This window comes from Conexibacter sp. SYSU D00693, from assembly GCF_017084525.1.
Taxonomy (GTDB): domain Bacteria; phylum Actinomycetota; class Thermoleophilia; order Solirubrobacterales; family Solirubrobacteraceae; genus Baekduia.
In genome coordinates this window covers 3,931,593-3,954,014 of the sequence record NZ_CP070950.1, presented here as the reverse complement: position 1 = coordinate 3,954,014, position 22,422 = coordinate 3,931,593, and the positions used below count along the sequence as shown (strand labels likewise).

The window sequence follows — 22,422 nt, the reverse complement described above, 5'->3', positions numbered from 1 at the left end:
CGTGGCAGGATGGCCCGATGCGCGAGGTGGACGTCGTCGTCGTCGGTGCCGGCCCCGCAGGGGAGGTGTGCGCGGGGCGGCTGGCGGACGCCGGCCTGGAGGTCGTGGTCGTCGAGCGCGAGCTCGTCGGCGGCGAGTGCTCGTACTGGGCCTGCATGCCGTCCAAGGCGCTGCTGCGCGCCCCCGGGCTGCTGGCCGAGGTCGAGCGCGTTCCGGGCGCCGCGCAGGCGGTGACGGGCGCGCTCGACGTCCAGGCGGTGCTCGACCGCCGCGACGAGGTCGTCCACGACGTCGACGACGCGGCGCAGCTGCCATGGCTCGAGGACAAGGGCATCGGGCTGGTGCGCGGCGCGGCCCGGTTCACCGGCGAGCGCGAGCTGCAGGTCGGCGACGAGGCGCTGCGGGCGCGCCAGGCCGTCGTGGTGGCGACCGGGTCGCTCGCGGCGATCCCGCCGGTCGAGGGGCTGCGCGAGGCGCGGCCGTGGACCAACCGCGAGGCGACGACCGCCAAGCAGGTGCCGGCGCGCCTGGCGATCATCGGCGGCGGCGTCGTGGCGGTCGAGATGGCCCAGGCCTACGCGGCGTTCGGCTCCCAGGTCCACATGCTCGTGCGCGAGGACCGGCTGCTCGAGCGCGAGGAGCCCTTCGTCTGCCAGCAGGTCGCCGACGGCCTGCGCGACGCCGGCGTGCACCTGGACTTCGAGACGAGCGCGACGCGGGTGGAGCGCCGCGCCGACGGCACCGTCCACCTGGAGCTCGAGGGCCACCACGGCACGCTCGACGTCGACGAGGTGCTCGTGGCGACGGGGCGCACGCCGCGCACCGACGACCTGGGGCTCGAGGCGCTCGGCCTCGAGCCGGGCGGCTACCTGCGCACCGACGACCAGCTGCGCGTGGCCGGCCACGACTGGCTCTACGCGATCGGCGACGTCAACGGCCGCCAGCTGCTGACCCACATGGGCAAGTACCAGGCGCGCGTGGCCGCCGACGTCATCCGCGGCCGCGACGTGCGCCTGCGACCGGTCACGAGCGACGCGCCGCCGCCGCGCGTCGTCTTCACCGAGCCGCAGGTCGCCGCGGTCGGCCACACGCTCGAGTCCGCCAAGGCCGCCGGCCTCGACGTCCGCCATGCCGACGTGGGGACGGGCGCCAACGCCGGCGGCTCGTTCGTCGGCAAGGACGCCCCCGGGACCTCCCGCCTCGTGGTCGAGCGCGGCAGCGACGTGGTCGTGGGCGCGACGTTCACCGGCGCCGAGGTCCAGGAGCTGCTGCACGCCGCGACGATCGCGGTCACGTCGGGCCTCACCGTCGAGGAGCTGTGGCACGCCACGCCGGCGTTCCCGACGCGCAACGAGCTCTGGCTCAACCTGGTCGAGGCGCTCGAGGCCGGCTGAGCCCCGTGGCCGGCGAGCGCCTCGCGGCCTACGGGCTGCGCGTGGCCGTCGACGGCCTCGGCCTGCCGGGGGCCGTCGCCGCACCGGCCGGCGCGCCGGCCGACGTGGCCGTCCGGCGCGCGGGACGCGCCGAGGTCCTCGCCGCGTTCAGCGGGCCGGCCGACCCGCCCCGCCGCGCCACCCGGCGGGTCGACGGCGCGGCGGTCCACGTCGAGCGCGGCGCGGCCGGCGACCTCCTCCTGGACTGGGAGCGGGGCGGGGTCTTCCGGGCCGACGCGCACGGGGCGACGGTCCTCGCCCACGGCGAGCCCGACGCCCGCTGGCGGCGCTTCCTCCTGGACTCCGTGCTCGTCCCCGTCGCGCTGCTCCACGGCGCGGAGGCGCTGCACGCCGGGACGGTCGAGGTCGGCGGCGCCGGCATCGCCGTCGCGGCCGGGCAGGGCGGCGGCAAGACGACGCTCCTGGGCGCCCTGCTGGCCCGCGGCGCGCGCCTCGTGGCCGACGACGTGAGCGTCCTGCGCCGCGACGGCGGGGCGTTCGCGGTCGCGCCCGCCCCGCCCGTCCTCAACGTCGCGCGCGAGCGCCCCGCCGGCGCCGCCGGACCTCCCGAGCTCGGGGAGGTCCTGGCCGAGCTCGACGGCGAGCTGTGGGTCCATGCGCGCGCCGTCGCCCCCGCGCCGGTGGCGCTCGGGCTCCTCGTCCGCCTCGAACGCGGTCCGGACCGCACCCTGCGCGCCGCACGGCAACCGCCCTCCGCCCGGACCGCCCTGTCCCACTTCCTGCCCTCCGGCCCCGAGCCGGAGCGCCGCCGGGCGCAGTTCGAGCTCGCCGCCGACCTCGCCGCGCAGGTGCCGCTCGTCGTGCTCGAGGCACCGCCGGACGCGCCGCCTGGCACGCTCGCCGAACGGGTCCTCGCGGCGGCCCGGACCGGCCGTCCCTGAAGGCGCGCGCGGCTGCGCGGTCTGCGATGCTGCGCAGCGCTGTGGGGTCCAGGGACGAGGAGCGGGACGAGCTGCCGAACGGGCGCGTGCGCATCCCCGACCACGTGGTGCACCGCTCCTTCGACGAGGAGACGGTGCTGCTGAACCTCGAGACCGGCCAGTACCACGGCCTCAACCAGGTGGCCGGGCGGATGCTCGAGGCCCTGGAGGCGACCGGCGACGCGGAGGACAGCGCCCGCCGCGTGGCCGCCGAGTTCGACGTGCCGGTCGAGCGCGTCGAGCACGACCTCGCACAGCTGCTCGGGCAGCTGCGCGAGCGCGGGCTCGTCGTCGTCGATGAGCGCTGACGCGGGCGCGGCAGGGCTCGACCACGGGACGCACCACGCGTTCGGTCTGCGGCTGACGGGCGACCTCGCGCTGCCGGGCGTGGCGGCCGGCGCCGGCGCCGGCATGGCGACCGACCGCACGCTGCACCTCGCGGCGTCCACCCGCGCCGCCGTCCTCGCCGACTGGCCCGGCGACGCCCGCGACGTCTCGCGCCGCCGCGCCCCCTCCGGGCGGACCGCGGCGCTCGTGCAGGTCGACGGGACCGGGACGCTGCACCTGCGCATGGACGGCCACGGCGCCTACCGCCTGCACGCCGGCGCCCGCCGCGCCGACTGCGGCCTGCCCGCCCGCGGTCCGGCATGGCAGTGGCAGCGCTACGTCGTCGCGCAGCTCCTGCCCTTCGCGGCCCTCCTCCACGGCCTCGAGGTCCTGCACGCGGGCGCGGTCGCGCTCGGCGGCGGAGCCGTGGCCGTCGCGGCGCCCTCGCACGGCGGCAAGAGCACGCTGCTCGGGGCCCTCGTGGCGCGCGGCGCGCCGCTCGTCGCCGACGACGTGGTCGCCGCCGAGCTGTGCGACGGCGACGTCGTCGTCCACCCCGGACCAGGACTCCTCTCGCTGCGGCCGGACGCGCCGGTCGCGCTCGGGGACCCGATCGCCCCCGGGGCGCCGTGGCGCGCCGTCGCGCGCGAGGAGCGCACCCTGCCGCTGCGCGCGCTGGTGCTGCTGCGCCGCCACCCCACGCTCTCCGGGCTCGCGGTCGCCCGCGTCCGGCCCGCCGCCGCGCAGCTGCTGGGCGCGACGTTCAACGCGGCCTGGCAGGAGCGCGAGCGCCTCGTCCGCCAGCTCGACCTCTGCGCCGCGCTCGCCGCCACGGTCCCGGTGCTCCAGCTCGACGCGGCGCCCGACGTCGCCCCCCAGGACCTCGCCGCGGCGGTGGAGGAGGCCACGTGCTGAGGGCCTTCGCCGGGGCGTTCGAGCGACGCGCCGGCGCGGGCGGCCCGGGCCTGGCCGACGCGCTGCGGGCGGCGGTCGCCGCCGAGGGCCACGACGACGTCCACCTCGTCCGTGCCGGCCCGCTCACCGTGGCGTGCAGCGGCGCGCCGCCCGCCCGCGACGGCGAGGCGCTCTGCCTGCTCGAGGGCGTCCTCGACGCACCCGTCGCGGCCGGAGCGGCCACCCCGTCGCCCGGCGCGGAGCGCGCGGTGCTGGACCGCTGGCGCGCCGGCGGCGACGCGGCGCTCGCCGCCCTGCGCGGCGACTGGGCGCTCGTGCTGTGGGACGGCCGGCGGGGCGCGCTGGCGCGCGACCACCTCGGCCTGCGCGGGCTCGTCCACCACGACGACGGCGCGCTGCTGCGCTTCGCCTCCGAGGCGCACCTCCTCCTGCGCCTGCTGCCCGCGACGCCCGGCCCGGACCTCCAGGGGCTCGCGCACTGGGTCGGCCTCTCGGCCCCGCCGCCCGACCGCACGCTGCTCGACGGCGTCCACCGCCTTCCCGCGGCGTCGGTCCTCGACCTCGACGCCGACGGCCGTCGCGCGCCGCGGCGCCACTGGGCCCCACGCTACGCCCGCCCGGAGCGCCCGCCGCCCGAGGCGGCCGCCGCCCGCCTGCGCCAGACCCTCGCCACCGCCGTGGCGCGTCGCAGCGCCGGCGCCGAGCGGACGGCGGTGCTCCTCAGCGGCGGGCTGGACTCGAGCGCGGTCGCGGGCGTCGCGCGCGCCGACGTCCCCGCCGGCGACGCGCCGCGGCGCGCGTACTCCGCGCTCTTCCCGCTGCACCCCTCGGTCGACGAGACCCCGCTCATCCGGGCGCTCTGCCAGGAGCTGCGCCTGGACGGCATCGCCGCCGCGGTCCACGCGCCGCGGCTGCTGCCCGGCGTCCTGCCCTACCTCGAGCGCTTCGCGACCCCGCCCGTCTCGCCCAACCTCTTCTTCTGGGACCCGCTGCTGGCCCGCGCGGTGGCCGACGGCACCACCGTCCTGCTCGACGGCGAGGGCGGCGACGAGCTCTACGGCCTGTCCCCGTTCCTCGTGAGCGACCACCTGCGCCGCGGCCGCCTGCTCCGGGCGGCGCGCGTCGTCGACGGCGTGCCCGGCGCGCACCGCGGCGTCCCGCGCCGCACGCGGCTGAGCTGGCTGGTGGACCCCGGCCTCGCCGGCGCGGCGCCCGCCTGGACGCACGCCCTGTCGCGCCGTGTCCGCCCCGGTGGCGCGCGCCCCGTCGCGTACCTCGGGCCGCAGCTCGCCGACGCCTTCGACGCCAGCGCCCCCGGCGGCGCGTGGAAGCGCCTGGACGGCCCGCGCTGGTGGGCGTTCCTCGCCGACGCCGTGACCCGCATCGCGCCGTCCATCGGCTACGACCACCAGCGCCGGCGCGCGGCGCTCGCGGGGATCCTGCCCCGCCACCCGCTCGTCGACGTCGACGCGATCGAGCTCGTGCTGGGCCTCGCGCCCGAGCTGGCCCACGACCCGCACCGCAGCCGGCCCCTCCTGCGCGCGGCGGTCGCCGGGACGATCCCCGACCAGGTCCGCCTGCGTCCCGCCAAGAGCACGTTCGACGCGGTGTTCCACGAGGCGCTCGCGGGGCCGGACCTCCCGCTGGCCCGCGCGCTCCTGGACCCCCGGCACGCCCGGCTGGCCGCGCACGTCGACCCGGCCGCGCTGCGCGACCTCCCGGCCGCCGCGCCCACGCCCGGCCGCGAGCGCCAGCGCTGGGCGCTGCAGGTCTGGCGGCTGCTGGGCGCCGAGTGCCTCCTGCGCCACCTCGAGGACCGCGACGAGCCGCGGCGCACGCTCGAGCGCGCCGGCATGGGCACGCCCGACGTCCGCCTCGGACCGACGCTCAGTACTCGGTGATCGTGCCCGTCTTGCGCGCCCGGCCGATCGCGGCGCGCAGGAGCCACAGCGACAGCGGCAGGGCCAGGATCGCGAAGCCCGCGAGCTTGCCGAGGTCCTCCCAGACGCTGTGGCGCAGCGCGGTGCCCACGATGACGTTGCGCAGCAGGTCGACGGCCGGCGTGAACGGCTGCAGGTCCGAGAGCGTCTGCATCCACTCCGGCAGGTAGCGCAGCGGGACGTAGAGGCCGCTGACCAGCGAGATCAGCGCGACGACCCACGTCGTCCCCGCGGCCGCCTGCTTGAACAGCAGGACCGCGGCGAGCAGGACGATGCCGAAGGGCAGGAAGGCGAGCGCCCCGAGCGCGCCGAGCGGCACGGCGAGCGCGATGGTCTCCCAGCGCAGGTCCATGCCGAAGGCGATCGCCGAGAAGCCGAGCATCACGCCGGCGGTGATCATCGACTGCACGAACGGGAACAGCAGCGCGCTGACCGACGCCGACAGCGCGCCGAGCGGGGAGTGGTAGAGGCGCTCGAACGTCCCGGCCACGAGCTCCTGGCGCAGCGCCATCGCCGGCGTGCCGAGCGTCGAGTTGAGCACCGTCAGGATCACGAGGCCGACGACCACGAAGGCGTAGTACGCGTCGGGCGACTCGAACGCCTGCGAGCCCACGAGCCGCGACACGTAGTAGAAGAGCGTCAGCGAGAAGATCGACGTCAGGACGATCGAGACGAAGCGCAGGCGGTAGCTCACGAAGAGCTTCGCGTCGCGGGTGACCGTCGCCGCCGCGCCGTACCAGAAGGCCCTCATCGCGCCGCGTCCTCGAGCTCGGGCTCGCGCAGCGCCACCCGGCCGTCCTCGAGCCACAGCGCCCGGTCGTGGCGCAGGCCCGCCAGCCGCGGGCTCGGGCCGAGCCACAGCGCCGCGCCGCCGCGCGCCGCCAGCCCGTCCATGATCGTCTGCAGCCGCTCGAGGCCCGGCTCGTCGAGGCTCGTGTAGGGCTCGTCGAGGAGCAGGACGTCGGGGTCGTGCAGGAGCGCCTGGGCCAGGCGCACGCGCTGGCGCTGGCCCATCGACATGCGGTCGACGCGCTGGCGGAAGAGCGACTCGAGCCCGGTCGCCGCGACGGCGCGCTCGACGGCCGCCGCGCGCTCGCGCCGGGGCACGAGTGCCAGGCCGCACTGGAAGAGCAGGTTGTCGCGGACGGTGAGGCGCGCGTAGAGCCCGCCGTTGCCCGCCGGGACGACGCCGACGCGCTCCTGGAAGGCGCGGCGGTCGCGCCACGGGTCCAGCCCGGCGAGCGAGACCTCGCCCGCGTCGGGCGCCAGCAGGCCCGTGGCGATGCGCAGCAGCGTCGTCTTGCCCGCGCCGTTGGCGCCGCCCAGCCACGTGACGGCGCCCGCGACGACGTCGGCGTCCGCGCCCACCAGGACCGGCTTGCCGCGCCAGGCCCGGTGCACGCCGCGCAGCGTGAGCAGCGCGTCGCTCACCTGCCGACGACGACGTCCTGCCGGGGCGCCGGCGCGAAGAGGCCGTGCGCGCTGACGCCGGCCAGCTCGTCGAGCCGCGCGGCCAGCGCCGCCGGGTCGGCGACGTCGGCGTGGAGGTCGGCGATGAGCCCGCCGTCGGGCGAGGTCGGCGCGTCGCGCAGCACGACCTTGCCGAGCTCGCCGACGAGGTGGAGCGTCGCCTGCAGGCCGTAGGGCCGCAGCTCGAGCGGCACGGGCGGGGTGAGCGCGTCGACGACCTTGGACTCGTCGACGATGACGACGAAGTGCGCCGCGGCCTGGGCGACGACCTTCTCGCGCAGGTGCGCGCCGCCGCCGCCCTTCACGAGCCAGCCGTCGGGCGCGACCTGGTCGGCGCCGTCGATGGCGACGTCGAGCCGGTCGAGCGCGTCGAAGGGCTCGACGTGCAGGCCGAGCTCGCGGGCCTGGCGCTCGGTCTGGGGCGACGTGGCCACGCAGCGGATGGTGGTCAACCCCCGCGCGGCGAGCGCCGGTAGGAGGAACTCGACCGTCGAGCCCGTGCCGAGGCCCACGCGCTGGCCGTCCTGGACGAGCTCGGCCGCCTGCTCGGCCGCCGCGCGCTTCGCGGCCCCCACGTCGATCATGGGCGGCAGCCTACGGGCGCCCGGCGACGGGCAGCTTCTTGCCCGGGTTCAGCAGCCCCTTCGGGTCCAGCGCGTCCTTGATCGCCCGCTGGGCGGTCAGGAGCGCGTCCGGCGTGCGCGACGCGACCGCGTCGCGCTTGACCAGCCCCACGCCGTGCTCGCCCGAGCCCGTCCCGCCGAGCGCGTACCCGAGGACGACGACGTCGTGCGCGGCGGCGGCGGCGCGCTCGAGCTTCGCCGCGTCCGCGGGGTCGACGAGGAACGTCGCGTGGACGATGCCGTCGCCCGCGTGGCCCCAGGCGCAGGACTCGAGCCCGTGGCGGTCGGCCACCGCGCGCGCGCCCGCCAGCGCCTCGTCCAGCCGCTCGACCGGCACCGCGAGGTCCTCGCTGACCTTGCCGCCGCGCGCCGCGATGACCGCGTACGTCAGCCCGGAGCGCCAGCGCCACAGCTCCTCGACCTCCGACCGGCCCTCGGGCGCCACGACGTCGACCGCGCCCGCCTCGCGCAGGACCTCGACGAGCCCGGCCCGCAGCGCGGCCGCCTCGTCGCGGCCGCCCGCCGCCTCGGCCAGCAGCGCGAAGCCCTCGCCGTCGCCCTCCCCCGCCGCCTGCAGCGTCCGCCCGTCGACGAAGTCGAGCACCGCCGGCTGCAGCCCCGCCGCGAACACGGCGAGCACCGCCTCGCACCCCGCGCGCGCGTCGGCGAAGCGGGCGAGCACGGGCAGCTCCGCGTCGGGCGCCGGCACGAGGCGCAGCCACGCCGCGGTCACCACGCCGAGCGTCCCCTCCGAGCCGCACAGCAGCGAGCGCAGGTCGTAGGGCGCGACGTCGCGCCGCACCGGCCCCCCGACGGTGACGAGCTCGCCGGGCGCCAGGACGACCTCCAGGCCGGTGACCCAGCGCGACACCGGCCCGTGGCCGAAGGTGTGCGGCCCGCCCGCGTTCGTCGCGACCATCCCGCCGAGCTGGGACTGCTCGGCGGCGCCCGGGTCGGGCGGGAAGTCCAGGCCCGACTCGCGCGCCCGGCGGCGCAGCGTCGCCGTCGTCACGCCCGCCTCGACGTGCGCGCGCCAGCGCCCGGGGTCGAGGTCGCGGACGCGGTCGAGGCGGTCGAGCGCCAGGACGACGCCGCCCTGGGGCACCGCGCCGCCGGCGAACCCGGTCCCGCCGCCGCGCGGCGTCAGCGCGACGTCGTGGTCGTAGCACCAGGCGACGACCTCCCGGACCTCCTCGGCGTCGCCGGGACGGACGACCGCGGCCGCGTGGCCGACGAGCGCCTGGGTCTCCGTCGCGTCGCGCAGCTCCGGGTCGCTGCCCGCCGGCGCCGCGACGTGCGCGGCGCCGACGAGGCGGCCCAGCTCGGCGACGAGCGCGCCGCTCAGCCCGCGGCGCCCTTCGCCTTCTCGTCGGCCGGCACCTCGATCTCGCGCTTGAGGATCTTGCCGGTCGGGCCCTTGGGCAGCTCGTCCACGAACCACACCAGCCGCGGGTACTTGTAGGCCGCCACGCGCTCCTTGACGAAGCCCTGGATGGCCTCGGGCTCGGCCTCCTGGCCCTCCTTGAGCGCGACGGCCGCGCCGACCTCCTCGCCGAGGTCCGGGTGCGGGACGCCGACGACCGCGGCCTCGCGCACCGCCGGGTGCTCGTAGAGGACCTCCTCGATCTCGCGCGGGTAGACGTTGTAGCCGCCGCGGATGATCAGGTCCTTCTTGCGGTCGACGATGAAGAAGTAGCCGTCCTCGTCGACCTTGGCCATGTCGCCCGTCTTGAACCAGCCGTCGGCGTCGATGGACTCCTCCGTCGCCTCGGGCCGGTTCCAGTAGCCCTTCATGACGTTGTGGCCCTTGATGACGATCTCGCCGACCTCGCCCGTCGGGAGGTCCGCGCCGCCGTCGTCGACGACCTTCATCTCCACGCCCTCGACCGGCGTGCCGATCGAGCCCGGCTTGCGCTCCTTGTCGGGGTGGTTGAAGGAGGCGACCGGCGAGGTCTCGCTCAGGCCGTAGCCCTCGAGGACCTTGCAGCCGAACTTCTCGTCGAAGCCCTTGAGCAGCTCGACCGGCAGCGACGCGCCGCCCGACGCGCAGAGGCGCAGCTTCGACACGTCGCGCTCGTCGGCGTCGGGGTGGTTGAGCATCGCGCCGTACATCGTCGGCACGCCCTCGAAGATCGTCACCGCGTCGCGCTCGAGGATCTCGAGCGCCTTGCCCGGGTCGAAGCGCGGGATGAGCGTCAGCGTCGCGCCGGACTTCATCGCGGTGTTCAGGCCGCAGGTCTGGCCGAAGGAGTGGAAGAGCGGCAGCGCGCCGAGGATCACGTCGTCGCCGGTCGGGCCGAACAGCCCGAGGCAGACCTCGACGTTGCGCATGAGGTTCTGGTGGGTGAGCTCCGCGCCCTTGGGCTCGCCGGTGGTGCCCGACGTGTAGAGGATCACCGCGGTGTCGTCGGTCCCGCGGTCGGCGACCTCCGTGTCGGGCTCGTGCTCGCCCAGGATCCCGAGGAAGCCCTGCGCCTCGACGATGATGCACTCCGCGCCCGCCTCCTCGGCGCCCTTCTGGGCGTCCTCGGCGAAGCCCTCCCACGCCAGGAGGACCTTGGCGCCCGAGTCGCGCAGGTAGTAGGCCACCTCGCGGCCCTTGAGCAGGACGTTCATCGGCACGACGGTGCCGCCGAGGCGCAGCGTGCCGTAGTAGGCGACGGCGAAGTGCGGGACGTTCGGGAGCATGATCCCGACGCGGTCACCCGGCCCGACCCCCTTGGACTTCAGCAGCGCGGCGCAGCGCTGGGTGAGCTGGTCGAGGACGCCGTAGGGGATCGCGAGGTCGTCGAGCTTCAGCGCGATCGCGTCGGCGTCGCGCTGCGCGCTGTCGACGAGGTTCTGGGCGAGGTTGGGCACGGAGGGGTTCTACCCGACCGGCCCGGGTCCGCGCTACGCGAGGGCGCGGGCGAGGCGCTCGAGCCCGACCGCGATGCGCCCGGGGTCCGGCTCGGAGTAGGAGAGCCGCATGGTCCGCGCGTCGGGCTCGCCGGCGTGGAACGGCACGCCCGGGACGAACGCCACGCCGTGCTCGAGGGCGGCGGGGAGCAGCGCCTGGGCGTCGGCGCCGTCGGGCAGGCGCACCCAGCAGAACATGCCGCCCGCCGGGCGGGTCCACGTCGAGCCCGCCGGCAGCGCGCCGGGCAGGCCGGCCAGCAGCGCGTCGCGCCGCTCGCGGTAGACCGTGCGCACGCGCTCGAGGTGCGCGTCGAGGTCGTTGGCCAGCAGCCACTGCGTGGCGGCGGCCTGGGTGACGGTCGCGGTGTGGAGGTCGGCGGCCTGCTTGGCGACGGCCAGCGCGGCGCGCAGGCCGGCGGGCGCGCGCAGCCAGCCGATGCGCAGTCCCGGCGCGAGCACCTTCGAGAGCGAGCCGAGCAGGACGACGCGCTCGTCGGCCCCCGGCAGCGAGGCGATCGCCGGGACGGGCTCGCCGTCGAGGCGCAGCTCGCCGTACGGGTCGTCCTCCAGCACCCAGAGCCCGGCGCGCTCGGCCGCCTGCAGCAGCGCGGCGCGGCGCTCGAGCGGCAGCGTTCGGCCCGTCGGGTTCTGGAAGGTCGGGACGAGGTAGAGCGCCTTGGCGCCCGTGGCCTCGGCGGCGGCGAGCACCGCGTCGGGGTCGGCGCCGTCGTCGTCGGTGGCGACGGGGACCAGCCGTGCGCCGGCCAGCCCGAAGGCCTGGAGCGCCGCGAGGTACGCGGGGTCCTCGACGAGGACGGCGTCGCCGGGCTCGAGCAGGACGGTGGCCAGGAGCGTCAGGCCCTGCTGCGAGCCCGCGGTGACCAGGACGTCGTCGGGGTGACAGGGGACGCCGCGCGCCGTGGTGCGGGCGGCGAGCAGCGCGCGCAGCTCCGGGTCGCCCTCGGTCGTGCCGTACTGCAGCGTGGCGCGGTGCTCGAGCGCGGCGGCGAACGCCTCGCGCAGGCCGTCGCAGTCGAAGGTCTCGGGAGCCGGCAGACCGCCCGCGAAGGACACGACGTCCGGCCGGCGCGTGAGAGCCAGCAGGTCGCGCACCGGGGACGAGCGCACGCCGGCCAGGCGGCTGGCGACCGGCGCCGGCGGGACGGCGCTCGCACGGGCGTCGAGGCCCATCAGACGCGACCCTGCTCGTCGGGCTGGGCGACCGCGGGCGCCGTGACGCGCGCCAGCCGCGCGCGCTCGGCGGCGGCCTGCTCGGGCGTCTCGTCGGGCCAGTGGCCGTGCTCCTCGTAGAACGTGCGCGCGTCGTCCTCATGGACGCGATCGCGGTCGCCGTTGCGGAACGCCCACATGATCCCGGCGATGCCCACGACGCCGACGACCAGCGTGAGGATCGAGAAGGCGTTCGAGAGCATCGGCTAGAGCACCACGAGGGCGATGGCCACGTAGTGCACGACCGCGGCGGCGGTGACGAGGAGGTGGAAGACCTCGTGGTAGCCGAAGACGCTCGGCCACGGGTCGGGCCGCTGCAGGGCGTAGGCAATCGCGCCGGCCGAGTACAGCACGCCGCCGGTGACGAACAGCACGCCGACGGCCACGCCGCCCGCGGAGAAGAGGTCGTCCATCACCGAGACGGCGGCCCAGCCGAGCGCGAGGTAGCAGGCGGTCTGCAGCCAGCGCGGCGCGTCGATCCAGGCGACGCTGAGCAGGACGCCGGCGGCCGCGCCGAGCCAGACCGCGAGCAGGACGCCGGTGCGCGCCGTGCCGTCGAGCAGCAGGACGGCGGGCGGCGTCGTGCTCGCCGCGATGAAGACGAAGATCGTCGAGTGGTCGATCCGCCGCAGCAGCGGCTTCCAGCGCAGGTCGCCCGGCCAGCGGTGGTACAGCGCGCTGCCGGCGAAGAGCGCGACGAGCCCGACGCCGTAGACCGCGCAGGCCGCGCGGGCGTCGGGGTGCGGGGCGAGGACCAGCAGCGTGATCGCGGCCGCGGCGGCGGGGGCGGCGGACCAGAGGTGCAGCGCCCCGCGCAGACGGGGGATGTCCAGGGCGTCCATCGCCCTGCATGGTGGCACCTCAGCGGCGAGCGAGGGAGAGGAACTCCTCGCGGGTGCGCGCGTCCTCGCGCACGAGGCCCAGCAGGCACGAGGTGACGGTCGTCGTCCCCGGCTTCTGCACGCCGCGCAGCGACATGCACAGGTGCTCGGCCTCGAGGACGACGCCGACGCCGCGCGGGCTGAGGTGCTCCTCGAGCCACTTGGCGACCTGGACGGTCATCCGCTCCTGGACCTGCAGGCGCCGGCCGTAGAGCTCGACGAGGCGGCCGAGCTTGGACAGGCCGATGATCCGCTCGCCCGGCAGGTACGCGACGTGGGCGACGCCGTGGAACGGGAGCATGTGGTGCTCGCACAGCGAGTGGAACGGGATGCCGCGCGCGATGACCAGCTCGTCGTAGCCCTCGTCGTTGGGGAACGTCGTGGCGTTGAAGGGCTTGGGCGTCAGCAGCTCGGCGTAGGCGTGGGCCACCCGCCGCGGCGTCTCGCGCAGGCTCTCGTCGTCGAGGTCGGCGCCCAGCGCGCGCAGCAGGTCGCCCGCCGCGGCCTGCGCGGCGTCCAGGTCGATGGGCTGGTCGTCCGGCATCCGCCCATCCTGCCGCGTTCGCGCGGGTGGGGTCCGGGCCGAAGATCCACGAAGCGGTGCGTCCTCGTCTGTGGTGGGCGCCCAGCGCGCGGTCCGGCGACGGACGAGGCTGCGGCCATGCTGCGCCGTCGCCTGCTCCCCGCCCTCGCCGCGCTGCTCGCGGCCGCCTGCGCCGCGCCGGCCGCGGCGAGCGCCGCCACCGTGGAGGTCCCCGTCACCTTCCAGGTGCGCAACACGAACACGTCGGGCGTGCCGTGCCCGGCCGACGGGCGCACCTACGCCCTGCGCGGGCACCTCGTGGGGCCGGCGGAGAGGCTGACGTCGCCGGACCCCGGCGCCGTCGCGCTCTACGCGCACGGGCTGGCCTACGGCGAGTTCTTCTGGAACTTCAAGGCCGTGCCGGGCTACGACTACGCCCGCCAGCAGGCCGACGAGCGCGGACTGGTCTCCGTCGTGGTCGACCGGCTGGGCTACGGCGCAAGCGGGCGGCCGTACGGCAAGAGCGTCTGCATCGGGTCCGAGGCCGACTACCTGCACCAGGTCGTCCAGCAGCTGCGCCGCGGGTCCTACACGGTGGGCTTCGGCGCGCCGCCGTCGTTCTCGAAGGTCGCGCTCGTGGGCCACTCGCTGGGCGGCTTCATGGTCGAGGTGGCGGCGGCGACCTACCGCGACGTCGACGCGCTCGTGGTGGCCGGCCTGAGCAACCTCGGCTCGAGCCTGCTGACCTACGCGACGTTCACCCGCAACACGCTGGACTGCCTGCTCTTCCCGCGGCCCGACGGCAGGGCGTGGTTCGGGGCGACCGCGGCGGACTTCCGCGCGGGGCACCTCTTCGACGTCGACCCCGCGGTGGCCGACGCCGTGACCGCGCGGCGCGCGCCCGACCCGTGCGGCGACACCTCGTCGGCGATCCCGGCGATCGTCCTCGACGTCCTGCGCAACGGGACGATCGAGGTCCCGGTCCTGCTGGCCCACGGCGCCAACGACGCGCTGTTCCCGCCGCCCGCCGGGCCGCTCGAGCGCGCGCTGTTCCTCGGCAGCCAGGACGTCACGCAGGTCACGCTGCCGCGCACGGGCCACGCGATGACGCTCGGCCGCACGTCGCCGGCCTTCCGGGCGACGGTCGGGGACTGGCTCGTGGCGCGCGGCTTCTAGGGCGGGCGGCGAGCGTCGCGGCGGCGCGCTCGGCGCCCGCGCGGGTCGCGGGCGGTACGCGCGCACGCGGCATCCCCGACACTCCCAGGTGGTTCCCAGGGTCGGGACCGATGCTCGAAGTGCCGATGACCGACCAGCAGCCCGCCAGCCACCGCATCCTCGTCGTCGACGACGAGCCCAACATCGCGGACGTGGTCGCGATGGCGCTGCGCTTCCACGGCTTCTCGGTCGAGACGGCGGGCGACGGCGCGAGCGCCCTGGCGGCGGCCGAGCGGCTGCGCCCCGACCTCCTCGTCCTCGACGTGATGCTGCCCGACATGGAGGGCTTCGACGTCGCCGACAGGCTGCGCGACCGGCGCGACGAGACGCCGATCGTCTTCCTCACCGCGCGCGACGACAGCTCGGACAAGCTGCGCGGGCTGACCATGGGCGGCGACGACTACGTCACCAAGCCGTTCAGCCTCGAGGAGCTCGTGGCGCGGGTGCGCAACGTCCTGCGCCGCACCGGCCGGGCGGCGGCCGAGACGAGCGTCCTGCGCTTCGAGGACGTCGAGCTCGACGAGGACACGCGCGAGGTCACGCGCGCCGGCGAGCTCATCGAGCTGACGGCGACGGAGTTCCGGCTGCTGCGCTACCTCATGCGCAACCCACGGCGGGTGCTCACGCGCGCGCAGATCCTCGACCACGTCTGGGAGTACGACTTCGGCGGGGACGCCCGCGTGCTCGAGACCTACATCTCCTACCTGCGCAAGAAGCTCGACGCCCACGGGCCGTCGCTCATCCACACGAGCCGCGGCGTGGGCTACGCGCTGCGCGCGCCGAGGACCTAGGTGTCCCTGCGCACCCGGCTGGTCGCGGGCCTGCTGCTGGTCGCGGCGGCGGGGCTCGTCCTGCTGGCGGCGATCACGTACGCCGAGCAGCGCAGCTTCCTCCAGGACCGGGTGGACGAGCAGGTCCGCGCGGCGCCGACCTTCGCGGATCGGCTGCTCGACGCGCAGGGCATCTCGGTGCCCGGCTACGGGGGCGGCGGGTTCGGGCCATTCGGTCCCGGCAAGGGCCGGGGGTTCGGCCCGGGCGGCGGCGGCCCGCCGGGCGCCGGTCCCGTGAACCTGCCGTCGGGGACGTACGCCGAGCGCCGGGACGCGAAGGGCCGGGTCCTGGGCGGCGGCGTGTCGGGCTACACCGACGCGTCCGACGTCGTGGCGCCCGACCTGCCGGCCGACCTGCCCGAGGGCGAGCTCGTCACGGTCCCCGCGCAGGGCGACCGCGGCGTGCGCTTCCGCGCGCTGGCGACCGCGGCGCCCGACCAGCCGGGCACGGTCGTCGTGGCGGTGCCGCTGAGCGAGAACGACCGGACGCTCGACCGCCTCCGGCTCGTCCTGGCGATCGTGGTCGTCGGGGTGCTCGTGGTGCTCGGCGTCGCGGGGTGGTTCGTCGTGCGTGTGGGCCTGCGGCCGCTGGACCGCATCGGCGCGACGGCCGGCGCGATCGCGGCGGGCGACCTCTCGCGCCGGGTCGCCCCGGCGGAGCCGCGGACGGAGGTCGGCCGGCTCGGCCTGGCGCTCAACGCGATGCTCGAGCGCCTGGAGGCGGCGTTCGCGCAGCGGGAGGCCAGCGAGCAGCGCCTGCGCCAGTTCATCGCCGACGCGTCGCACGAGCTGCGCACGCCGCTGGCGTCGATCCGTGGCTACGCCGAGCTCTTCCGCATGGGCGCGGCGCGCGACGCGGCCGACACCGAGAAGGCGATGTCGCGCATCGAGGACGAGGCGGCGCGGATGGGGGTCCTGGTCGAGGACCTCCTGACCCTGGCGCGCCTCGACGAGGTGCGCGACGCCGAGCGCGCGCCGGTCGACCTCGCCGTGCTGGCCGAGGACGCCGCGCACGACGCGCGCGCCGTGGACCCGACGCGGCCGGTGGAGGTCGCCGACGAGGGCGCGGCGATCGTCCTGGGCGACGAGCACCAGCTGCGCCAGGTCCTGGCCAACCTCCTGCGCAACGCCGTCGTCCACACCCCGCCGGGGACGCGGGTCGAGGTCGGGGTGCGGGGCGGCGACGAGACGGTCGAGCTGCGCGTCCGCGACCACGGCCCGGGCCTGCCGACCGATGACGCCGACGCCCTGTTCGAGCGCTTCTGGCGGGCCCAGGGCGAGCGCGGCCGTGAGCGCGGCCCCGCGGGCGCCGGCCTCGGCCTCGCCATCGTCGCCGGCATCGTCCAGGCCCACGGCGGGACGGTCCGGGCCGGCAACGCGACGGACGGCGGCGCGGTCTTCACGATCACCCTCCCCGCCCATCCTGCAGGCGTCTGACGCCTGCCGGGGTGACAGGTGCCAGACGCCTGCCGGGGCGACAGGTGTCGGACGCCCGCCGGGACGACAGGTGTCAGACGCTTGCCGGGGACGGACGTCACACGCTTGCCGGGGCGACAGGTGTCAGACGCCTGCCGGTCAGGGGCCGAAGCCGCCGCCCCAGGGGCCGCGGTCCGGGCCACCCCACGGCGGCGCGCCGTTGCGCCGCTCCTCGCTCGGGATCCCGGGCTCGACGAGCTGGTCCTCGTCCTCCGGTGAGGCGGGCACGCCCGGCACGCCGTCCAGCGACTGCACCTGCGACGCGGGCAGCGTCCGGCTGACGGGCTCGTCGCCGCCGCCGAGGAGCGCCTGGCCGGCGAACGAGACCGCGAACGCCGCCGCAGCCGCCGCGACGACCATCACGACACCCCTCCCCCGCCGTGCGACGGGGTCTGACCCCGAGCGCCCGGCAGATGCGACGGGGTCTGACCCCGAGCGCCCCGCAGATGCGACATGCCCTGGCACCGATGCGACGGGGTCTGACCCCGAGCGCCCACCGGATGCGACATGCCCTGGCACCGATGCGACGGGGTCTGACCCCGAGCGCTGCGGCTCGCGGGGGCCGGACCAGAGGGTCATGCGGGGCTCCTGAACCAGCGGAGGGAGAGGAGGCTGCCGGCGAGCGCGAGGAGCATGGCCGCGCCGGCGAGGCCCTGGGTGAGCTCGCGGGTCTCGGTCTTGCGGCCGAGCTGCGAGCCGAGGCGGTCGTAGACCGCGGACAGCGCCTTGGCGTCGGCGGTGCGGAACGCCTCGCCGCCGGTGGTCCTCGCGACCTGCGCCAAGGTGGCCGGGTCGGGCGGGACGGCCTCCGTCCGGGTGGTGCCGTGGCGGTCGGTGACCTGGATCGTGCCGGTCGCGGTGCCGAGGGCGATGGTGGAGACCGGGACGCCGAGCTCCTTGGCCCGCGCCGCGACCGTGCGCACGTCTCGCCCGCGGGTGCTCGTGCCGTCCGAGAGCAGGACGACCGCCTGCGGCGCGCGCTTGCCGCCGGTGCCGCTCCGGGCGGGCAGGAGGTCGAGCGAGGCCTGGAGCGCGTCGCCCGTCGCCGTGCCGCCGCTGGGCTTCAGCCGGTCCAGCGCGTCCTCGACCGCGGCGCGGTCGGTCGTCGGCGCCTGCAGGACCGACGGCGTGTGGTTGAACGCCACGACCGCGAGGCGGATCTGCTCGGGCACGTCGCTCGCGAAGGCCTTGGCCGCCGAGCGGGCCGCGGCCAGCCGCGACGGCGCGACGTCCCGCGCCTGCATGGAGCCCGAGACGTCCGTCGCCAGGACGATCGTCGCCTGCTCGGCCGGGACCTCGACCTTCGCCTGCGGCCGGGCCGGGGCGACGAGCAGCGCCGTGAGCGCGAGCCCGAACAGGCCCGCCGGCAGGTGGCGGCGCCACCGCGCGCGGCGCGGCTGGACCGACGCGCGCAGCGGCCGCGTCACGAACGCCGCCGCGGCCCGCCCCTCCCGGCGGCTGCGGACCACGTAGGCCCACAGCGCCGGCGGGACGGCCAGCAGCGCGAGGAGCAGCCAGGGACTGGCGAAGCTCACGGCGTGCCCGGCGACGGCGTGGCGGAGGAGGCCTGCGCCGGGCGCGTGCCGAGCTCCACGTCGACGGCCTGCGACCCGCCGCCACGGCGGACCTGCACCGTCACCCGGTCCCCGGGCGCCTTGCGGGCGATCGCCGCGGCGATGTCGTCGGGCTCGCTGACCGCCGTGCCGTCGACCGAGGTCACGACGTCGCCCACCTCCAGCCCCGCGTCGTCCGCCGGCCCGCCCTGCTCGACGGAGGCGACCTGCGCCCCGGCGCCCGAGGCGGTCTCGCCCGTCGAGACGCCGAGGTAGGGCCGCGCGATGGCCGTGCCCGTCTTGAGCGACGGGACGATCCGCTGCACGAGGCTCGACGGGACCGCGAAGCCGACGCCGACGTTGCCGCCGCCCGCGCCGGACGTCGCGATCTGGGAGTTCACGCCGATGACGCGCCCGGCCGCGTCGAGCAGCGGGCCGCCCGAGTTGCCGGGGTTGATCGGCGCGTCGGTCTGGATCGCGTCGGAGATCGAGAAGCCGTTGGGCGCCTCGATCGACCGCCCGGTCGCCGAGACGATGCCCGACGTCGCGGTGCGGTCCAGGCCGAACGGGTTGCCGATGGCGACGACCTGCGCGCCGACGCGCACGGTCGAGTCCGCCGCCAGCGGCAGGGGCGTCACGCCCGACGCCGCCGACGTCGGGATCTGCACGGCGGCGAGGTCGCTCGACGGGTCGCTGCCGAGCACCCGGCCCGTGGCGCGCTCGCCGTCCTCGCCGAACTGCACCCGGACGGTCTGGGCGTCGCCGACGACGTGCGCGTTGGTGACGATCGTGCCCTCGCGGTCCAGCAGGAAGCCGGTGCCCTCGCCGCTCGACGTGCGCACGGACACGACGGCCGGGCTCGCCTTGGCCACGACGGACGCGACGGTGCCCTGCGGGGCCGGCGACGTCGAGGCCGACAGCGGCGCGGCGGTGCCGGCCCGGGCCGACGAGGACGACGGGTCCTCGCCGCCGCCGAGGATCGAGACGCCGAGGACGCCGGCCGCGACGCCGGCCGCGACGGCGACCGCGGCGCCCACGGCGACGCGCCGGCCGTGGCCCGCGCGCCGGCCGGCGCCGGCGGCGCGCGGCGGGTGGACGGCGGTGGGTGCGCCAGCGGCGGCGCCGTCACCCGCGGGGGCGTCATCCACGCGGTCGCGGTACTCGCCGGCCCACAGCGGCTCGCGGTCGCTGGAGGGGGTGGTGGTGCTCATGGTGAGGGGGGTCCTTGTCGTCGTGGGAGGAGGAGGGGTCAGGCCAGGGCGGGGCGGCGGCGGATGCCGGCCACCACGCCCGAGCCGAGGAGGAGCAGGCCGCCCGCGGCGAAGCCGGCGGTGATCTCGCGCCGCTCGCGCTTGCGGCCCAGGCGCGAGCCCAGCCGCTCGTAGACGCCGTGCAGCGCGTCGGCGTCCTGGGCGGAGAACGCCTCGCCGCCCGAGGTCTCGGCGATCCGCGCGAGGGTCTCGGGGTCCGGCGGCACGAGCACCGGGCCGCGGCCGTCGGGGCTGTCGATCGTCCCGCTCTCGGTGCCCAGCGCGACGGTGTAGACCGGCACGCCCGCGGCCCGCGCGGCGCGCGCCACGCCGACCGGGTCGCGCCCGACCGTCGTCGCGCCGTCCGAGAGCAGGACGACCGCCGAGGGCACCCGCGCCCGCGAGCCGCTCGGGCGCAGCGTGTCGACCGCGAGTCGCAGGGCCTCGCCGGTCGCGGTCCCGCCGTCGGCGGCCAGGCCGTCGATCGCGGCGCCCAGCGCGGCGCGGTCGGTCGTCGGCGCCTGGGTGACCGCCGCCGCGTCGCTGTAGGAGACGAGGCCGACCCTGACCGTGTCGGGCACGTCGGAGACGAAGTCGCGCGCCGCGGCCTGCGCGGCGGCCAGGCGCGAGGGCGAGACGTCGTCGGCCAGCATCGACCGCGACGTGTCGGTCACCAGCAGGATCGACGCCTGCTCGACCGGCACCGCCACCGTCGCCTGCGGCCGCGCGAGCGCCAGCGCCAGCGCCGCGATGCCCGCCAGGACGAGCGCCCCGGGCGCCCGACGGCGCCACGCGGGCTGCCGGCCCGCGACCGCGACCAGCAGCCCCGCCGCCGGGAAGCGCACCGCGAAGCGCCGGCGACGGCGCGCCGCCACCACCGACAGCCACCCCAGGGCGGGCACCGCCAGGAGCGCCAGCAGCCACAGCGGGGACGCGAAGCTCACGCGAGCCCCCGACCCAGTGCGGTGAGCCACTGACCGTCGGTGTCCAGCGCCACGTGCGACGCGCCGAGCGCGCGCAGGAGGTCGGCGACCTCCCGGCGCTCGGCGGCGGCCGCCGCGGCGAAGCGCTCACGCACCCCGTCGTCGACGAGCACCTCGTGGTGCTCGCCGGTCTCGGGGTCGACCACCGCCAGCCGCCCGCGCACGGGCAGCTCGAGCTCACGCGGGTCGCGCACCTCGACGGCCAGCAGCGCGTGCCGGCGCGCCAGCGCGGCCAGCGGCGCCCGCAGGGCGGCGGGCTGCGCGAAGTCCGACACGACGCAGACCAGGCCGGGACGGCGCGCCCGCACCGCCACGCGCCGCAGCGCGTCGCCCAGCGCGTCCGCGCGCCCAGCACCGTCGGGGACGACGCCCGCGTCGAGCAGCTGCAGCAGGCCGGCGAGCGCCTCGCGCCCGCCGCGGGCCGGCAGCACGCGCGGCTCCGCCCCGCCGCAGGCGACGACCGCGAGCCGGCCGGCGTGGCGCAGCGCCACGTCTCCCAGCACCCGGGCCGCGCCCGCCGCGACGTCGGCCTTCAGCCGCTCGGCGGTGCCGAACGCCATCGATGGCGACACGTCCACCACCAGCCACGTCGACAGCGCCCGCTCGGGGACGTGCAGGCGCACGTGCGGCACGCCGGTGCGTGCGGTCGCCGCCGGGTCCAGCCGCCGGACGTCGTCGCCGTCCTGGTAGGGGCGCAGCTGCTCGAGCTCCGTGCCCGTGCCGAGGCCGAACGCGCGCGCCTCGCCCGTCACCAGGCCGGCGACGCGCCGCGACAGCACGAGCGCGAGGCGGTCGACCACCGCCGGTGGCAGCGGACCGGGGCCCTGCGCCGCGGCGGGCGGGACGAGCTCGAGGGCGGGCTCCCCGCCGCTCACGCCGCGATGCGCAGGTCGGAGGCCGCCGGCCGCGGGACGGCATCGAGGACGCGCGCGAGCACGTCGTCGGCCCGCACGCCCTCCGCGAGCGCCTCGTAGGTCGGGGTGATGCGGTGGCGCAGCACGTCGGCCGCGAGGTCCGCGACGTCCTCGGCGCGCACGTGCCCGCGGCCCCGCAGCAGCGCGAGCGACCGCGCCGCGTGGACGAGGCCCAGCGGCCCGCGCGGGCTCGCGCCGAGCGCCACCAGCCGCTCGAGGTCCTGCAGCCCGTGGCGGGCCGGGAAGCGCGTCGCCTCGGCCAGCGACACGGCGTAGCCGATGACGCGCCGGTCGACGTGGACCTCGCGCGCGAGCGCCGAGACCGCCTCGAGCTCCTCGAGCGTCAGCTGCTCGCGCGTCGGGGCCTGCTGCACCAGCGACCGCCCGACCACGTCGACCTCGTCGGCCGCGTCGGGGTAGTCGACCACGAGCTTCATGAGGAAGCGGTCGGTCTGGGCCTCGGGCAGCGGGTAGGTGCCCTCGGACTCGACCGGGTTCTGCGTGGCGAGGACGAGGAACGGCTCGGGCACGTGGTGGCTGACGCCGGCGATCGTCGCCTGGCGCTCCTGCATGACCTCGAGCAGCGCGGACTGGACCTTCGCCGGCGCGCGGTTGACCTCGTCGGCCAGCAGGAAGTGGCAGAAGACGGGCCCGAGCTCGACGTCGAAGCCGGTGGCGCCGGGGCGCAGCACGCGGGTGCCCACGACGTCGCTCGGCACGAGGTCGGGCGTGAACTGGATGCGCCCGAACGAGCCGCCGACGGTCTGGGCCAGCGTGCGGACGGTCAGGGTCTTCGCGAGGCCCGGCACGCCCTCGAGCAGCACGTGGCCGCCGGTGAGGACCGCGACGAGCAGCCGCTCGAGCAGGTCGTCCTGGCCGACCACGGTGCGCTGGACCTCGTGCAGCACCTCGTGGAGCGCGCGGCGCGCCGCCTCGGGCCGCCGGCTCGCGGCGAAGACCGCGTCGTCGTCATGGTGGTGCGGGGGCATGGCACGCACTGTCCGACGCGTCGGTCAGCGC

The 22,422-nt window shown here is 77.1% G+C and carries 23 protein-coding genes; 8 read left to right on the top strand and 15 right to left on the bottom strand.

The features are described from left to right. Positions 1-17 precede the first annotated feature (17 nt). Genes JUB12_RS19545 through JUB12_RS19525 form a run of 5 tightly spaced genes read left to right on the top strand, consistent with a single transcriptional unit; the run spans position 18 to position 5,517 of the window. Complete coding sequence (locus JUB12_RS19545) at positions 18-1,394, top strand: NAD(P)/FAD-dependent oxidoreductase (RefSeq protein ID WP_205697117.1); 1,377 nt, start codon at positions 18-20, stop codon at positions 1,392-1,394. Between the two features lie 5 nt (positions 1,395-1,399). Next, complete coding sequence (locus JUB12_RS19540; RefSeq protein WP_205697116.1) at positions 1,400-2,335, top strand: hypothetical protein; 936 nt, start codon at positions 1,400-1,402, stop codon at positions 2,333-2,335. A 26-nt stretch (positions 2,336-2,361) separates the two neighbouring features. Continuing rightward, a complete protein-coding gene (locus JUB12_RS19535) occupies positions 2,362-2,682 on the top strand; it encodes an HPr-rel-A system PqqD family peptide chaperone (protein ID WP_205697115.1) in 321 nt (106 codons plus the stop codon). After that, positions 2,672-3,616: a hypothetical protein gene (locus tag JUB12_RS19530; RefSeq protein WP_205697114.1), complete on the top strand. Its 945-nt coding sequence runs from the start codon at positions 2,672-2,674 to the stop codon at positions 3,614-3,616. Before JUB12_RS19535 ends, JUB12_RS19530 begins: the two co-directional genes overlap by 11 nt. Further along, positions 3,610-5,517, top strand: coding sequence for an asparagine synthase-related protein (locus JUB12_RS19525; protein ID WP_205697113.1), 1,908 nt, complete (start codon positions 3,610-3,612; stop codon positions 5,515-5,517). Before JUB12_RS19530 ends, JUB12_RS19525 begins: the two co-directional genes overlap by 7 nt. Here the strand turns inward: JUB12_RS19525 and JUB12_RS19520 are convergent. From JUB12_RS19520 to folE, 9 genes are read right to left on the bottom strand one after another with little or no spacing between them, the layout of a single operon-like run. Then, a complete protein-coding gene (locus JUB12_RS19520; RefSeq protein WP_205697112.1) occupies positions 5,504-6,307 on the bottom strand; it encodes an ABC transporter permease in 804 nt (267 codons plus the stop codon). The genes JUB12_RS19525 and JUB12_RS19520 overlap by 14 nt on opposite strands. Continuing rightward, positions 6,304-6,987, bottom strand: coding sequence for an ATP-binding cassette domain-containing protein (locus JUB12_RS19515; protein WP_205697111.1), 684 nt, complete (start codon positions 6,985-6,987; stop codon positions 6,304-6,306). The genes JUB12_RS19520 and JUB12_RS19515 overlap by 4 nt, the downstream gene beginning before the upstream one ends. Next, the gene (gene rpiA, locus JUB12_RS19510) at positions 6,984-7,610 is read right to left on the bottom strand and encodes a ribose 5-phosphate isomerase A (protein ID WP_205697110.1); all 627 of its coding nucleotides are present in this window, start codon (positions 7,608-7,610) and stop codon (positions 6,984-6,986) included. The genes JUB12_RS19515 and rpiA overlap by 4 nt, the downstream gene beginning before the upstream one ends. A 10-nt stretch (positions 7,611-7,620) precedes the next feature. Continuing rightward, positions 7,621-9,090: an FAD-binding oxidoreductase gene (locus tag JUB12_RS19505; RefSeq protein WP_205697109.1), complete on the bottom strand. Its 1,470-nt coding sequence runs from the start codon at positions 9,088-9,090 to the stop codon at positions 7,621-7,623. Beyond that, on the bottom strand, positions 8,991-10,508 hold the full coding sequence (locus tag JUB12_RS19500) for a long-chain fatty acid--CoA ligase (protein WP_205697108.1): 1,518 nt from the start codon (positions 10,506-10,508) through the stop codon (positions 8,991-8,993). Before JUB12_RS19500 ends, JUB12_RS19505 begins: the two co-directional genes overlap by 100 nt. Before the next feature lie 33 nt (positions 10,509-10,541). Continuing rightward, the gene (locus JUB12_RS19495; protein WP_205697107.1) at positions 10,542-11,738 is read right to left on the bottom strand and encodes a PLP-dependent aminotransferase family protein; all 1,197 of its coding nucleotides are present in this window, start codon (positions 11,736-11,738) and stop codon (positions 10,542-10,544) included. Next, positions 11,738-11,980, bottom strand: a complete 243-nt coding sequence (locus JUB12_RS19490; RefSeq protein WP_205697106.1) for a hypothetical protein — start codon at positions 11,978-11,980, stop codon at positions 11,738-11,740. The genes JUB12_RS19495 and JUB12_RS19490 overlap by 1 nt, the downstream gene beginning before the upstream one ends. 3 nt (positions 11,981-11,983) lie before the next feature. Continuing rightward, a complete protein-coding gene (locus tag JUB12_RS19485) occupies positions 11,984-12,619 on the bottom strand; it encodes a hemolysin III family protein (protein WP_205697105.1) in 636 nt (211 codons plus the stop codon). Positions 12,620-12,638: 19 nt separating this feature from the next. Beyond that, on the bottom strand, positions 12,639-13,202 hold the full coding sequence (folE, locus tag JUB12_RS19480; RefSeq protein WP_205697104.1) for a GTP cyclohydrolase I FolE: 564 nt from the start codon (positions 13,200-13,202) through the stop codon (positions 12,639-12,641). 117 nt (positions 13,203-13,319) lie between these two features. Between folE and JUB12_RS19475 the strand changes: the two genes are divergently transcribed. The 3 genes from JUB12_RS19475 (at position 13,320) to JUB12_RS19465 (ending at position 16,663) form a co-directional block, all read left to right on the top strand. Beyond that, complete coding sequence (locus tag JUB12_RS19475; RefSeq protein ID WP_205697103.1) at positions 13,320-14,357, top strand: alpha/beta hydrolase; 1,038 nt, start codon at positions 13,320-13,322, stop codon at positions 14,355-14,357. Between the two features lie 110 nt (positions 14,358-14,467). Further along, positions 14,468-15,187 carry a response regulator transcription factor gene (locus JUB12_RS19470; protein WP_305852570.1) on the top strand — a complete coding sequence of 240 codons (720 nt, stop codon included), beginning with the start codon at positions 14,468-14,470 and terminating at the stop codon, positions 15,185-15,187. Further along, a complete protein-coding gene (locus JUB12_RS19465; RefSeq protein WP_205697102.1) occupies positions 15,188-16,663 on the top strand; it encodes a cell wall metabolism sensor histidine kinase WalK in 1,476 nt (491 codons plus the stop codon). It begins immediately after the preceding gene. A 138-nt stretch (positions 16,664-16,801) separates the two neighbouring features. Here JUB12_RS19465 and JUB12_RS19460 read toward each other — a convergent pair whose 3' ends face one another. The 6 genes from JUB12_RS19460 to JUB12_RS19435 form a co-directional block, all read right to left on the bottom strand. Next, positions 16,802-17,062 carry a hypothetical protein gene (locus JUB12_RS19460; RefSeq protein ID WP_205697101.1) on the bottom strand — a complete coding sequence of 87 codons (261 nt, stop codon included), beginning with the start codon at positions 17,060-17,062 and terminating at the stop codon, positions 16,802-16,804. 215 nt (positions 17,063-17,277) lie between these two features. Continuing rightward, on the bottom strand, positions 17,278-18,237 hold the full coding sequence (locus JUB12_RS19455) for a VWA domain-containing protein (RefSeq protein WP_205697100.1): 960 nt from the start codon (positions 18,235-18,237) through the stop codon (positions 17,278-17,280). Beyond that, positions 18,234-19,466 (bottom strand): S1C family serine protease, encoded by a 1,233-nt coding sequence (locus tag JUB12_RS19450; RefSeq protein WP_205697099.1) that lies wholly within the window; start codon positions 19,464-19,466, stop codon positions 18,234-18,236. The genes JUB12_RS19455 and JUB12_RS19450 overlap by 4 nt, the downstream gene beginning before the upstream one ends. 38 nt (positions 19,467-19,504) lie before the next feature. Continuing rightward, positions 19,505-20,449: a VWA domain-containing protein gene (locus JUB12_RS19445; RefSeq protein ID WP_205697098.1), complete on the bottom strand. Its 945-nt coding sequence runs from the start codon at positions 20,447-20,449 to the stop codon at positions 19,505-19,507. After that, the gene (locus JUB12_RS19440) at positions 20,446-21,363 is read right to left on the bottom strand and encodes a DUF58 domain-containing protein (protein WP_205697097.1); all 918 of its coding nucleotides are present in this window, start codon (positions 21,361-21,363) and stop codon (positions 20,446-20,448) included. The genes JUB12_RS19445 and JUB12_RS19440 overlap by 4 nt, the downstream gene beginning before the upstream one ends. Then, the gene (locus JUB12_RS19435; RefSeq protein ID WP_205697096.1) at positions 21,360-22,391 is read right to left on the bottom strand and encodes a MoxR family ATPase; all 1,032 of its coding nucleotides are present in this window, start codon (positions 22,389-22,391) and stop codon (positions 21,360-21,362) included. The genes JUB12_RS19440 and JUB12_RS19435 overlap by 4 nt, the downstream gene beginning before the upstream one ends. Positions 22,392-22,422 lie beyond the last annotated feature (31 nt).

Bases quoted from the DNA above. Each gene is read 5' to 3' on its own strand.
- JUB12_RS19470 (WP_305852570.1), top strand. From the start codon at position 14,468: ATGCTCGAAGTGCCGATGACCGACCAGCAGCCCGCCAGCCACCGCATC.
- folE (WP_205697104.1), bottom strand. From the start codon at position 13,202: ATGCCGGACGACCAGCCCATCGACCTGGACGCCGCGCAGGCCGCGGCG.
- JUB12_RS19545 (WP_205697117.1), top strand. From the start codon at position 18: ATGCGCGAGGTGGACGTCGTCGTCGTCGGTGCCGGCCCCGCAGGGGAG.
- JUB12_RS19495 (WP_205697107.1), bottom strand. From the start codon at position 11,738: ATGGGCCTCGACGCCCGTGCGAGCGCCGTCCCGCCGGCGCCGGTCGCC.
- JUB12_RS19450 (WP_205697099.1), bottom strand. From the start codon at position 19,466: ATGAGCACCACCACCCCCTCCAGCGACCGCGAGCCGCTGTGGGCCGGC.
- JUB12_RS19475 (WP_205697103.1), top strand. From the start codon at position 13,320: ATGCTGCGCCGTCGCCTGCTCCCCGCCCTCGCCGCGCTGCTCGCGGCC.
- JUB12_RS19485 (WP_205697105.1), bottom strand. From the start codon at position 12,619: ATGGACGCCCTGGACATCCCCCGTCTGCGCGGGGCGCTGCACCTCTGG.
- rpiA (WP_205697110.1), bottom strand. From the start codon at position 7,610: ATGATCGACGTGGGGGCCGCGAAGCGCGCGGCGGCCGAGCAGGCGGCC.
- JUB12_RS19435 (WP_205697096.1), bottom strand. From the start codon at position 22,391: ATGCCCCCGCACCACCATGACGACGACGCGGTCTTCGCCGCGAGCCGG.
- JUB12_RS19490 (WP_205697106.1), bottom strand. From the start codon at position 11,980: ATGCTCTCGAACGCCTTCTCGATCCTCACGCTGGTCGTCGGCGTCGTG.
- JUB12_RS19460 (WP_205697101.1), bottom strand. From the start codon at position 17,062: ATGGTCGTCGCGGCGGCTGCGGCGGCGTTCGCGGTCTCGTTCGCCGGC.
- JUB12_RS19530 (WP_205697114.1), top strand. From the start codon at position 2,672: ATGAGCGCTGACGCGGGCGCGGCAGGGCTCGACCACGGGACGCACCAC.
- JUB12_RS19535 (WP_205697115.1), top strand. From the start codon at position 2,362: ATGCTGCGCAGCGCTGTGGGGTCCAGGGACGAGGAGCGGGACGAGCTG.
- JUB12_RS19520 (WP_205697112.1), bottom strand. From the start codon at position 6,307: ATGAGGGCCTTCTGGTACGGCGCGGCGGCGACGGTCACCCGCGACGCG.